The organism is Porcipelethomonas sp. (assembly GCF_051893655.1).
Lineage (GTDB): Bacteria > Bacillota > Clostridia > Oscillospirales > Ruminococcaceae > Porcipelethomonas.
The window spans coordinates 18365-31587 of sequence record NZ_JBJFHN010000051.1 but is presented as its reverse complement, the minus strand read 5'-3'; the positions used below and the strand labels follow the sequence as shown (position 1 = coordinate 31587).

Sequence of the window (13223 nt, the reverse complement as noted above, 5' to 3'; positions counted from 1 at the left end):
GAATACATGGCGGAAATAAATGTTTTAAGCAAGGAAATTTCTGAGCTTATTGCTGCCGGAGAGGTTATTGAGCGTCCGGCATCGGTTATAAAGGAACTGCTTGAAAATTCTATTGACGCAGGCGCAGAGCATATTACCGTTGAAATAAAAAACGGCGGTACTACTTATATGCGTATAACTGACGACGGCAGCGGTATTGCGGCAGATCAGGTGGCTACGGCATTCTTAAGGCATGCAACAAGTAAAATTACATCTAAAACAGATCTTGACAGTATTATGACTTTAGGTTTCAGGGGAGAAGCTTTAGCATCAATTTCCGCTGTGGCAAAGGTTGAGGTTCTGACGAAAACCCGTGATGACGAGCTGGGTACTAATTATATCATTGAGGGAAGCATTGAAAAGCTCAATGAAAGAACAGGCTGTCCGGAGGGTACTACTATTATAATAAGAGATATTTTCTTTAACGTACCGGTTCGCCAGAAGTTTATGAAAAGGGATTCTGCTGAGGCGAATGCAATTATTTCTATAATGCAGAAAATTGTATTGTCCCATCCGGAAATTTCTTTTAAGCTTATAAAAGACAATAAAATTGAGTTTACATCTGCCGGAGACGGAGAACTTTATTCAGCCATTTACGGCGTATACGGAAGAGATTTCGCCCATGATCTTATACCTGTGGATTACAGTGAAAACGGCATAACGGTAAAGGGGTATATTATAAAACCGCTTTATTCAAAATCCAACCGTTCATTTCAGAATTTCTTTGTAAACGGCAGATATGTAAAGTCGGTTACATGCTGTGTGTCTCTGGAGGAAGCATATAAAAATTTGATTATGGTTGGAAAATACCCGGCATGTGTTTTAATGCTTGATGTTCCTCCGGCGGCGGTAGATGTTAATGTTCATCCGGCAAAGGCAGAGGTCAGATTTTCCGATGAAAAGATTATTTTCAACAGTGTGTATTTTGCTGTGAAAAATGCTCTTATGGCGTCCGGACTGATTTATGAGTTTCAGATGAAGGAAGAAAGAGAGTCAGTAATTGACTACAAAACAAAACCTTTTGAACCTGAAAAATTTGAACAGCAAATGCTTGACAATAATAAGGAAAATGATGTTTCAGAGCAAAAATCCGGACAGACTGAAAGTGTGATAAAGCCTGTTTCTGAGTCGTTTTTTTCTGCAGAAAAGAAATCAGCGGCTGATTATAGCGGTAATGCTAAAAGCGGAGAAATTCAGCTTTCCTCAAAAAAAGTGGAATACGGTAATGAACCTGATACAAAGATTTCTTCTGTTTCAGAAGAAAATCATGCAAAAGAGGAAACTCCCGAACCGGTATATAAGGAATATAGTTATATAAACCAGAATTCATTCAAAAGGTCTGAGCCGGGAAATACCAGCAGTAACACTTTAAAGGAAGAAAGATCTGAAATACGGGTTATAGGCGAGCTTTTCAAAAATTATATTCTGGCAGAATCGGAAGATAAAATGATAATGATTGACAAGCATGCCGCACATGAAAGAGTGATTTTTGAAAAGCTTAAAAGCAGCTGTAACAATGCTGACAGTCAGATGCTTGTAACTCCTGCTAAAATACTTCTGTCAGAAAATGAATGCTGCGCACTGGAAGAAAATCGCCCGACTCTTGAAAATATGGGATTTAAAATTGATGTTTCTTCTAAGCCGTATGCTGAAATCAAAGAAGTGCCGCTTATTCTTGACAGTCTTAATATGGATGAAGTTATTCCCGAAATTGCCGAGAATTTTTATTTGAATAAGATGAATCCTCAGACACATCTTCTTGATGATATGCTCCATGACCTTGCCTGCAAAGCGGCTATAAAAGCAAACGACAAAAACAGTATTCCGGAGCTTCAGAAGCTTGCTGAAACAGTTTTTTACAGCGATAATATAAGGCATTGTCCACACGGCAGACCCGTAATGTTTGTACTGACAAGACGGGAAATAGAAAAACAATTCAAAAGGATAATATAATATGAGCAAAATAAAAATTGCCGTAATTGCGGGACCTACAGCCTCCGGAAAAACTGCTCTGGGTGTTAAAATGGCAAAGGAATTTGACGGAGAGGTTATATCTGCTGACTCAATGCAGATATATAAGGGCATGGATATTGCAACTGCTAAACCTACAGCAGAAGAAATGGAGGGGATTCCTCATCATCTGATAAATTTTCTTGACAGAAATGAAAGCTTCAGTGTTGCCGATTATGTGGAGCTTGCAAATAAAAAAATCGCCGAGGTAAACGGCAGAGGGCATCTGCCGCTGATCGTCGGAGGAACAGGACTTTATATTTCTTCTCTTATTGATAATGTGAAATTTCCGGAAATAAAAACAAGTCCTGAGATACGCAGCAGACTGGAGGCAGAAGCCCAAAGCTTTGGCAATGAAACACTTTTTGAAAGACTGGAAAAATGTGATCCCAAGACAGCTTCAGAACTTCATCCCAATAATCTGGTGAGGGTTATCCGTGCACTGGAGGTTTATGAACTCACAGGCAGAAAGCTCAGTGAATTCAAGGCAGAAAGCCGTCTGGAAGAATCACCTTATGAATATGTAATAATAGGACTTAATTTTTCTGACCGTCAGAAACTTTATGACAGAATAAACCGGCGTGTGGATTTAATGGCGGAAAAAGGACTGGTGAATGAAGCACGGGAAATTTTTGAATCCACAGAAATGAAAACAGCTGCTAATGCAATAGGCTATAAGGAGCTGATTCCTTACTTTACCGGAGTGTCAGATCTGAGCATATGTATCGACAAAATAAAACAGGAAACCAGACGATATGCCAAGCGGCAGCTTACCTGGTTTAGGAAAAATGCAAAAATTCAGTGGATAATGTTAGATGAATTTGACAATACGGAGAAAATTTCTGATTATTGTAAAAAAATTATAGCCAAAACGTTAAGTTTGTGATATAATATAAAATAAGTATTTTTATATATGTCTTTAGAATTTTCTGAGGACGGATAAAACAAATGTTCATTTATGCATTTTATTTTTTAAGGGGTGTAAATATGAATAAAATTCTTAATTTACAGGACGTTTTTTTGAATCAGGCAAGAAAGGACAGAATCCCGGTAACCATTTACCTTACAAATGGATTTCAATTCAAGGGAATGGTCAGAGGATTTGATAACTATATCGTAATTCTTGATTGTGAAGGAAAGCAGAATCTTGTTTACAAGCATGCTATTTCCACAATTATTCCGGTAAAGCCTATTCCTATTCTTGATGCTGCGGAAAAAAGCGAGCAGTAAGGTGAATCTTAATGAATTCGGCTACTTCTAAGATTTTGGGATTTATTCTTATGATATGCATGTTAACTTCGCTTTTCAGTATTATTTATCATATGAATGATCAGAAATATAAAACGGAAACGGCAATTCTGGCAGAAGCAGATGATTCAGTGTCCTTTAAGGCTGTTTATATCCGCAATGAAGAAGTCGTAAGCTATGGCGGAAACGGAGTTGTAAGCTACTGTGTTTCTGACGGCGGAAAGCTTGGAAAAGGTTCTGTAATTGCTGAAATTTATGCGGATGAAAGTCAGATAGATATAAAGCAGAAAATTGATGCTCTGAATAATCAGCTGGAAATTATAAACAAAATCCAGAATCCCGGTACGGTTGAATCAGCGCAGCCTGCAAATCTTGCACCGCTTATAGAGGAAAAGTATAAAAATATAATAAACGAGCGTGAGACGGGAAACTTTGATAATATTTCCGCTGAGAGAGATGAACTTGCAGTTCTTCTCAGCACATATCAGCTTGTTACTGATTCCGGAATTGATCTTACATCACGTGTTTCTGAACTTAACTCGCAGATAGCTAAACTTCAGGCATCTGAAACGGTTCCGCTGGACAGTATAGTGTCTGATAAATCAGCGTATTTTGTAAGCTATGCTGACGGATATGAGGATAAATTTACAATGGACAAGCTCAGCAGCCTTACTCCGGAGCTTATTAACAGTGTGAAGGACAGCGGTCCTGTTGAAGACGGCAATATTATAGGCAAGCTGATTGACGGATATGAATGGTATGCAGCCGGGGTTATTGATAACAGAAATGCCCAGTTTTCAATTGACGAGGATGTAACACTGAAATTTCAGTCAACATCTGACACGGTGGAAGGTACTGTTTATGACATCAGGGATACAAAAGTTCCCGGTGAGAGTATCGTTATCATTAAATGCGATGAACTTACCTATGATCTTGTTCAGCACAGAACAGAACGCATTGAGATGATCAAGGGTGAATATGAAGGAATAAAGGTTTCAAGAAAAGCTATCAGATTTAAAGATGTTGAAGAAACTGTTGTGGATGAAGAAACAGGCAAGGAAACCAGGCAGCTGGTAAACTGCAAGGGAGTTTATGTCAAACTCGGCGAGCAGATAAATTTTAAAAAGCTCGACGTTATATATGAAGGCAGCAATTATGTTTTGTCATCGCTGAATGCAGGGAACGATTATGTATCTCTTTACGATGATATTGTAGTGGAAGGTGTTGACGCTGATGGAAACTGATTTCAGCTATATTGATGAAAATTTAAAGAAAATAATTTTTAATGTCAATGAAGCGGCTGCAAAATACAGACATCCTGATGAAAAAATAAAAATTATGGCAGTTACCAAAACGGTTGATCCCGAAGCGGTAAATCATGCTATAGGACTTGGAATAGATCTTCTGGGTGAAAATCGTGTTCAGGAATATATGTCAAAAAAGGATTTTTATAAAAAAAGTGCAGATGTTCATTTTATAGGACATCTTCAGACCAACAAGGTAAAATATATCATTGACAGTGTTTCTGTGATACAGTCGGTGGACAGCGCAAAACTCGCAGCTGAAATTGATAAAAATGCCCGGAGAATCGGCAAGGTTCAGGACGTTCTTGTTGAAATTAATATAGGCAATGAGGACTCTAAGGGAGGAATTGACAAAAGCTGTCTTAAAGAACTTCTGTGTGAAATGTCTGAAATGAACAATATTAAAGTCCGGGGACTTATGGCAATCCCGCCGATAGAAAGCCCTGAAAAATTTTTGTGCAGTATGCAGCAAATATATATTGACATTTCAGAGGAAAACATAGATAATATTAGTATGGATATTCTCTCAATGGGAATGTCGAATGATTATGCTAAAGCTATTCAGTACGGATCAAATCTTATAAGAATAGGCCGGGGTCTTTTCGGTCCGAGGACTTATAAGTAGGAGAGTCCCAAGAATTTCTGAAATGCTGTGAACTTAAGTTTTGCAGTATAATAAATTTTGATAAGTGTTATAAATCATTAATGGAGATAGGAGAACGGATATGGATATTTTCAAGAACATCAAAGACTTTTTTGTTCCGCCGGAGGACGGTGACGAGCAGTATGAGGAAGTATCTCATTCAAGACCTCGTCAGAGCAGCAGTCATCACACTGAGCAAAGAGACAGCGATTATGAGGACAGCCGTGGTTACAGAGCAGAGCGTTTTGATGATACAGAGGAAAAAAGAAACAAGGTTGTGAATATTCAGGCAACAGCACAGCTTCAGGTAGTACTGGTAAAGCCGGAGGTGTTTACGGACGCCAAGCAGATTGCCGATCATCTGATTGCAAAGAAAACTGTTGTTTTGAATCTTGAAACAGCTTCTCCTGAAAATAAGAGAAGAATTATTGATTTTCTTGTGGGAGTTGCATATGCAAACGGCGGAAGTCTTAAGCCGGTTGCTAATATGACATATATCATTACACCTTACAATGTCGGATTTGTAGGAGAAGACCTTGTGGGGGAGCTGGAGAACAATGGAGTGATTATCTGATAAATGACTGATAATGCATCTGTTTCGGAAGAAGATAAAAAGCTTATTTCACGAATCAGCGATATGACCGTTCTGGCAGAGAGGAGAGGCATGGTTTATTCGCCTTTTCTCAACAGCCGTGAATGTGCTGTCGCTGAAAGAGAGCTTAAGCGTATTGTATGTAAAAACTATTGTTTTTACGGATTTTTTGAAAATGCTGAAAGAAAAATGCTCTGTATATATGAAGAATATTTTCGTCCTGAAAATACAGATTTTCCATTGAAGTGCCTTACTTTTACTTTCAGGAAGGAAAATGTTCTTACTCACAGGGATTTTCTGGGGGCACTTATGGCTCTGCGAATAAAGCGTGAAACGGTGGGCGATATTGTTATAAATGAAGGGATCGCCCAGATAGCTGTATCGGATTCAGTGAAAGATGTTATTATGAGCGATATAAGGAAAATCGGCTCTGTTGGTGTAAGTGTTTATGATGACTGTCAGACGAAGCTTGAGCGTACTGAAAATTTCAGGGAAATCAAAGGTACTGTTGCGTCTATGCGACTTGACGGAATCCTGAGTCTCGCCCTGAATGTAAGCCGGAGCAAGGCAGTCGGAATAATTAAAGGAATTGGTGCAGAAATAAATTATTTCCCTAAATATGAATGCACTTGTCATTTGTCTCAGGGAGATGTTTTTTCTGTTAAAGGATACGGAAAATTCAGGCTTGAAGAAGTTTCCGGTATAACAAAGAAAGGCAGAATACACATAACTGTGTTGAAATATTGTTAAGAGGTGAGTGGCGTTGATAAGTGCAAGTGATATCAGAGAAAGAAAATTTGAAAAAGCCGCATTCGGATATAAGCAAGAGGATATTGATGAGTTCCTCGCAGAGCTTATTACTGAATTTGAAGAAATAGACGCTGAAAGAGAAGATCTTCACAGCAAAATCCAGATACTTGCCGATAAGGTAAGAGAATACCGTCAGGATGAAGACGCTTTGAAGGATGCTTTGCTGGGTGCTCAGAAACAGGGTCATCAGGTAGTGGCAGAAGCTCAGGAAAAGGCAGATGAAATTATAGCTCAGGCTGAAGAAAAAGCTAAAATTCTTCTGGATGAGGCAACTGTTCAGCATGAAGCTGCAATGGAAAAAAACAGAGCTGAAATCGCAAAGGAAAAGGAAAACCTTGTTGAAGCTCAGAAACAGGTTTCAGAATTCAAGAAAAGTCTGTTTGATATGTATAAAACTCATCTTGAAATGATTTCTGCAATGCCGGAAATTGAGCTTGACGATGATGATAATCAGCAGCAATATAGCAATAACGATGAAATTGCTGAAGAGCCTCCGAAACCGGATCCGTTTGCAACCTCAAGTTTTTCTGCAAGAACAATCAAGGGCGTATATGAATCAAGATTTACCGATCTGCAGTTCGGACAGAACAATTCACAGACCGGAAATACAACAACTGAAAAGGAAGAAGTATAATGGCAATGGACTATAATAAAACACTGAATCTGCCGAAAACTGATTTCCCTATGAGAGGAAATCTTCCGAAAAGAGAACCGGAAACCCTGAAAAAATGGGAAGATGACAGATTATATTACAAAATGGTAGAAAATAACAAGGGCAAGCCCAGTTATATTCTTCATGACGGTCCGCCGTATGCTAATGGTCAGATTCATCTGGGAACTGCACTTAACAAGGTTTTAAAGGACTTTATTGTAAAGTATAAAAATATGAGCGGTTTCTGCGCTCCTTATGTTCCGGGATGGGATACTCACGGACTTCCTATTGAGCTTAAGGCTATGAAGGATATCGGCGTTGAAAACGGTGCTATTCCTCCGGTGGAGCTTAGAAAGCACTGCAAAAATTTTGCTCTCAAGCATGTAAACAGTCAGATGGAACAGTTTAAGCGTCTTGGAAGCTTAGGCGACTATGATGACCCGTATCTTACATTGAAACCTGAATATGAAGCAAGACAGGTTGAGGTCTTCGGTAAAATGGCAAAAGAAGGCTATATGTATAAGGGTCTGAAGCCTGTTTACTGGTGTCCTGACTGTAACACTGCTCTTGCTGAAGCTGAAATTGAATATTCAAACGATCCGTGTACATCAATATATGTAAAATTCAATGTCACAGATGATAAGGGTCTGTTCACCGCAATGGGACTTGATTTGAGCAAGGTTTTCTTTGTAATATGGACAACTACAACATGGACAATTCCGGGCAACCTTGCAATATGTCTGGGACCTGAGTATGAATATACTCTTGTCAAAAACGGTGATGAATACTATGTAATGGCAGCAGAGCTTGTTGATACAACAATGAAAACTGCCGGAATTGAAGGCTATACAACAGTCGGCTCCTTTACAGGTGCTGAACTTGAACATATGAAAACAAAGCATCCTCTGTATGACAGACTTTCTCCTGTTATCGTAGGTGACCATGTAACTCTGGAAAGCGGTACTGGCTGTGTTCATACTGCTCCGGGCTATGGTGTTGAGGACTTTGAGGTATGTAAAAATTATGACGATATCGGCATTCTGGTATGCGTTGACGCTAAAGGCAGACAGACTAAGGAAGCCGGAGAATTTGAAGGTCTTGATACTGATGAGGCAAACAAGGCAATTGCTGCAAAACTTGAAGAAACAGGTGCACTTCTTGCAAGTCAGCAGATCACTCACCAGTATCCTCACTGCTGGAGATGCAACAGTCCGATTATTTACCGTGCTACAGAACAGTGGTTCTGTTCGGTAAATGGATTTAAGGACAAGGCAATTGAGGCTATTGAAAATGTAAAATGGATTCCTGAGTGGGGCGAAGACAGAATCAAGGGAATGGTTCGTGACAGAAGTGACTGGTGTATTTCCAGACAGAGAACATGGGGCGTTCCGATTCCTATCATATATTGTAAAGACTGCGGAAAGCCTATCGTTACCGATGAAACTATCAAGGCTATTTCTGATTTGTTCCGCAAGGAAGGCGCTGACGCATGGTGGACAAGAGAGCTTAGTGAATTTATCCCTGATACTGTAAAATGCGAATGCGGATGCGGCGAATTTACCAAAGAATATGATATCATGGACGTATGGTTTGACAGCGGCGTATCCCACACTGCTGTTATGGACGAAAAGGATTCTCTTACATGGCCTGCTGACCTTTATCTGGAGGGTGCTGACCAGTACAGAGGCTGGTTCCAGTCTTCACTTCTCACTTCTGTGGTTTACAAGGGAACTGCTCCTTATAAGGCTGTCTGCACTCACGGATGGGTTGTTGACGGTCAGGGCAGAACTATGCATAAGTCTTTGGGCAACGGTATTGATCCGGCTGAAGTTGTTGACAAATACGGTGCAGATATTTTAAGACTGTGGGTTGCTTCTTCCGACTATCATTCAGATATCAGAATTTCTCCTGAAATATTAAAGCAGCTTTCTGATGCTTATAAGAAAATCAGAAATACAGCAAGATTTATTCTTGGAAATATTTCAAACGGAGATGGATTCAATCCGGATACTGATATGGTTTCAGATGATGAACTGCTTGAAATTGACAAGTGGGCATTGATGAGGCTTGATAATCTTATAGATAAGGTCAAGAAGGGTTATGAGGAATTCGATTTCCATATTGCATTCCACAGCATTCACAATTTCTGTGTTACTGATATGTCAAACTTCTATCTTGATATTATAAAGGACAGACTTTACTGTGAAGATGAAAAGTCTGTTAAAAGACGTGCGGCACAGACTGCAATGTACAGAATTTTAAGCGGTGTTGCAAGACTTATAGCTCCTATAATGTCATTTACAGCTGAAGAAATCTGGGGCTATCTGCCGCATTGTGCTGATGAAAACGCTGAAAGCATTTTCTTAAATGAAATGCCTGAAAAATCCGGAATAGAATTCAGTGACGAATTTATCAGCAAGTGGGAATTTATTTATAATGTCAGAGAAACTGTAAATAAGGTGCTTGAAGAAAAACGTAATGAAAAGGTTATCGGTAAGTCCCTTGAAGCTAATGTTATTGTTCACTGCGGCGGTGAAATGTATGAAAAATACAGTGCAATAGCTGATCAGCTTGCTGAGATTCTGATCGTTTCCGGAGTTTCTGTAGTTGAGACAAATGTAGAATCACCGGAATTTGGAGTTGTAAAGGCAACAGGCGGAAAATGTGAAAGATGCTGGTGCTACTCTGAAACTGTCGGCAAAAACAGCGAACATCCGACACTTTGCGAAAGATGTGCCGGAGTTGTTGAATAAAGAAATAATAACTTGCCGTTCCTTTGGGCGGCAAGTTATATTTTTAAAAGAGAGGAAGACGCTTTATTTTAATCTTGATAATAGCTTTTTCAGCAATAATATTGCTTACCGGTGTGGATCAGCTCATAAAATACTGGGCAGTTGAAAGCCTTAAAGGAACACCGTCAAGAGAATTTATAAAAATAGGAAATTTAAAAATTCTTAATCTTACCTATCTTGAAAATGACGGTGCTGTTTTCGGAAGTTTCAGCGGTATGCGCTGGATTCTTGTAGGCGTTACGGCAGCTCTTATGATTTTTTGTATTTATTATATGATAAAGCATAGGAATAATAAATTTATGGTAATATGTCTTTCACTGGTTGTAAGCGGCGGACTGGGAAATATAATCGATCGTCTGTTCAGGGGAGGACTTGTGGTTGATTATCTTGACGTACAGCTTTTTAATTTTGCAATATTTAATTTTGCAGACTGCTGTGTTGTGATTGGTGTAATACTTCTGCTGGTATATGTATTGTTTTTTGAAAAGGAACATGGCGAGAAAGTGAAAAAGGGCAGCACTGATGGATGAGATGGTTCTTACAGTGACTGAAAACGACAGCGGTTCAAGACTTGACAAATGGATTGCAGAACAAACTGATACTCTGACAAGAACAGCTGTTCAGAACATTATTGAATCCGGCGGAGTACTGGTTAACGAAAAAACTGCTGCTAAAAATTATAAGCTCAGAGTGGGGGACACTGTTGAAATAAACATTCCGAAACCGGTTGAACTGAACACAGAGCCTGAAAATATTCCCCTTGATATTGTTTATGAGGACAGCAGTCTCCTTGTAGTTAACAAGCCCAAGGGAATGGTCGTTCATCCGGCACCTGGAAATTACAGCGGTACTATGGTAAACGCTTTGCTTTATCACTGTGGGGACAGCTTGTCCGGAATTAATGGAGTTATACGTCCGGGGATTGTACACAGAATTGATAAAAATACAAGCGGACTTTTGATTGTTGCTAAAACGGATGCTGCACATAATTTTCTGGCAGAGCAGATAAAAGTTCATAGTTTTACCAGAGAATATGAACTGGTAGCACAGGGAAGATTCAGTCAGACAGAAGGAACAGTAGATGCACCTGTCGGCAGAAATCCTAATGACCGGAAGAAAATGTGTGTAATATATAAAAATTCAAAAAATGCTGTAACCCATTACAAGGTTTTAGAACAGTTTGATAAATATGCATATTTAAAATGCCGGCTGGAAACGGGAAGAACTCATCAGATAAGAGTTCATATGGCATATATCGGTCATCCGGTTCTGGGGGATGATGTTTATGGAAAGGCATTCAAGGGTATTGAAGGACAGTGCCTGCACGCCAGAAAAATAGGATTCATTCATCCTGATACCGGAAAATATATGGAGTTTGACAGTGAACTTCCGGATTATTTCAAAGAAATTTTAAGAAAGGTCAGATAATTATGCCTGATTTATCTAATATTCTGCTTATAACGGATATGGACGGAACGCTTCTTCCGGGAAATAAAATTCTGTCCCCAAAAGATACAGATGCGATAAACCGATTCAGAAAAGACGGCGGAAAATTTACTATTGCAACGGGAAGAACTTTACAGTCTGCAATAAAATATATTGAAAAGCTTGAGATTGATATCCCTGTAATTCTTTATAATGGTTCACTCATTTATGATACTCATACTGATAAAGTCATGTTTACTGATGAACTTCCGGAATGTGCAAAGGATATCGCAAGGGAACTTTTTGATTTCATGAAAAATCCCGGCGGAGAGGTTTTAAGACTTGACAATATCTACGTTGTATGCAATAATGAATATGAACAGGATCACGTCCGTATCTGTCAGGTGGAACCTGCTTATTCTGAACTTGACAGTGTTCCAGAAGGCGGATGGTTTAAAATTTTGTTTGCGGATGAACCTGACCATATAGCACAGCTGGAAGAATATGTAAAAAATCAGAATTATCCGGTGGATTTTGTACGTTCTCATGATACGTTTATTGAAATGCTGCCTCATGGAAGCTCCAAGGGAGCAGCACTTAAAGAGTATATAAAGCTTATGGGAATGGAAAATTTCAAAGTCATTTCCGCCGGAGACTATCACAATGACATTGAAATGATACAGGCGGCGGATATCGGTGCCGCAACTGCTAATGCACAGCAGGATGTGAAAAATGCCGCTGATGTAGTTTTGAGAAATACAAGCGATGAGGCTGCAATTGCAGAACTTATTGATATGATTTATTCAGAAAAAATATAATTAGATGACAATGAAAAAATCAAAGCGTTATTTTCAGGAGGTAAAAAAATGGACGGCAATACTAGGAAATGCCTGCAGGTCAACGCCTGTAAAGTCAGAAAAGGAATAATAGAGGGGGTTTATAATGCAAAATCGGGACATCCCGGCGGTTCGCTTTCAATTGCAGAACTTTTAACCTATCTTTACTTTGAGAAGATGAATGTAAACCCTGATTGTCCTGAGGACCCGGACAGAGACCGTATGGTTCTTTCAAAGGGACACTGTGCGCCTGCACTTTATTCTGTTCTGGCACTGAAAGGGTATTTCTCGGAAAAGGAACTGAAAAATCTTCGTCATATAGGTTCAATGCTTCAGGGACATCCATGTATTAATACCAAAGGTGTTGATATGTCCAGCGGTTCCTTGGGACAGGGAATTTCTGCGGCATGCGGAATGGCTCTTGCCGGAAAACTTGACAAAAAGTCGTACAAGGTTTATGCAGTTTTAGGAGACGGCGAAATAGAAGAAGGTCAGGTATGGGAAGCTGCAATGTTTGCGTCTCATAAAAAGCTTGACAATCTCATCGCAATTGTGGATAATAATGGTCTTCAGATTGACGGAGCAATTTCAGAGGTATGCTCTCCTGAACCTATTACAGATAAATTTGCCGCATTTGGCTGGCATGTAATTACTATGGATGCACATGACTTTGATGATATTGAAAGAGCTTTCAATGAAGCAGATTCAGTCAGCGGAAAACCGGTTGCCATTATTCAGAAAAGTATTAAGGGAAAAGGCGTTTCCTTTATGGAGAATCAGGTTTCATGGCATGGATGTGCACCAAACAAGGAACAGTATGATCAGGCAATGAAAGAGCTTGACGAACAGCTTAAGGAACTGGAGGGTTAACT

13 protein-coding genes are annotated in these 13223 nt (G+C 39.4%); all 13 read left to right on the top strand.

Going from position 1 to position 13223, the window contains the following annotated elements; translation table 11 throughout:
* Nucleotides 1-6: 6 nt before the first annotated feature.
* Complete coding sequence (gene mutL, locus ACI4WO_RS02895; RefSeq protein ID WP_439806057.1) at nucleotides 7-1992, top strand: DNA mismatch repair endonuclease MutL; 1986 nt, start codon at nucleotides 7-9, stop codon at nucleotides 1990-1992.
* A 1-nt stretch (nucleotide 1993) separates the two neighbouring features.
* Nucleotides 1994-2935 carry a tRNA (adenosine(37)-N6)-dimethylallyltransferase MiaA gene (gene miaA, locus ACI4WO_RS02890; protein ID WP_439806056.1) on the top strand — a complete coding sequence of 314 codons (942 nt, stop codon included), beginning with the start codon at nucleotides 1994-1996 and terminating at the stop codon, nucleotides 2933-2935.
* A 101-nt stretch (nucleotides 2936-3036) separates the two neighbouring features.
* Complete coding sequence (gene hfq / locus ACI4WO_RS02885; protein ID WP_439806055.1) at nucleotides 3037-3279, top strand: RNA chaperone Hfq; 243 nt, start codon at nucleotides 3037-3039, stop codon at nucleotides 3277-3279.
* A gap of 11 nt (nucleotides 3280-3290) precedes the next feature.
* A complete protein-coding gene (locus tag ACI4WO_RS02880) occupies nucleotides 3291-4541 on the top strand; it encodes an HlyD family efflux transporter periplasmic adaptor subunit (protein ID WP_439806054.1) in 1251 nt (416 codons plus the stop codon).
* Nucleotides 4531-5226, top strand: a complete 696-nt coding sequence (locus ACI4WO_RS02875; protein WP_439806053.1) for a YggS family pyridoxal phosphate-dependent enzyme — start codon at nucleotides 4531-4533, stop codon at nucleotides 5224-5226. The genes ACI4WO_RS02880 and ACI4WO_RS02875 overlap by 11 nt, the downstream gene beginning before the upstream one ends.
* A gap of 100 nt (nucleotides 5227-5326) precedes the next feature.
* On the top strand, nucleotides 5327-5818 hold the full coding sequence (locus ACI4WO_RS02870) for a cell division protein SepF (RefSeq protein WP_439806052.1): 492 nt from the start codon (nucleotides 5327-5329) through the stop codon (nucleotides 5816-5818).
* A gap of 3 nt (nucleotides 5819-5821) precedes the next feature.
* Entirely contained in the window at nucleotides 5822-6586 is a 765-nt protein-coding gene (locus ACI4WO_RS02865) for an RNA-binding protein (protein WP_439806051.1), read from the top strand.
* Nucleotides 6587-6599: 13 nt separating this feature from the next.
* On the top strand, nucleotides 6600-7280 hold the full coding sequence (locus tag ACI4WO_RS02860; RefSeq protein WP_439806050.1) for a DivIVA domain-containing protein: 681 nt from the start codon (nucleotides 6600-6602) through the stop codon (nucleotides 7278-7280).
* A complete protein-coding gene (gene ileS / locus ACI4WO_RS02855) occupies nucleotides 7280-10051 on the top strand; it encodes an isoleucine--tRNA ligase (RefSeq protein ID WP_439806049.1) in 2772 nt (923 codons plus the stop codon). Before ACI4WO_RS02860 ends, ileS begins: the two co-directional genes overlap by 1 nt.
* A 74-nt stretch (nucleotides 10052-10125) precedes the next feature.
* Complete coding sequence (lspA, locus tag ACI4WO_RS02850; protein WP_439806048.1) at nucleotides 10126-10620, top strand: signal peptidase II; 495 nt, start codon at nucleotides 10126-10128, stop codon at nucleotides 10618-10620.
* Complete coding sequence (locus ACI4WO_RS02845; protein ID WP_439806047.1) at nucleotides 10613-11518, top strand: RluA family pseudouridine synthase; 906 nt, start codon at nucleotides 10613-10615, stop codon at nucleotides 11516-11518. Before lspA ends, ACI4WO_RS02845 begins: the two co-directional genes overlap by 8 nt.
* A gap of 2 nt (nucleotides 11519-11520) precedes the next feature.
* Nucleotides 11521-12333 carry a Cof-type HAD-IIB family hydrolase gene (locus ACI4WO_RS02840; RefSeq protein WP_439806046.1) on the top strand — a complete coding sequence of 271 codons (813 nt, stop codon included), beginning with the start codon at nucleotides 11521-11523 and terminating at the stop codon, nucleotides 12331-12333.
* A gap of 48 nt (nucleotides 12334-12381) precedes the next feature.
* On the top strand, nucleotides 12382-13221 hold the full coding sequence (locus tag ACI4WO_RS02835; RefSeq protein WP_439806045.1) for a transketolase: 840 nt from the start codon (nucleotides 12382-12384) through the stop codon (nucleotides 13219-13221).
* The last annotated feature ends 2 nt before the right edge of the window (nucleotides 13222-13223 follow it).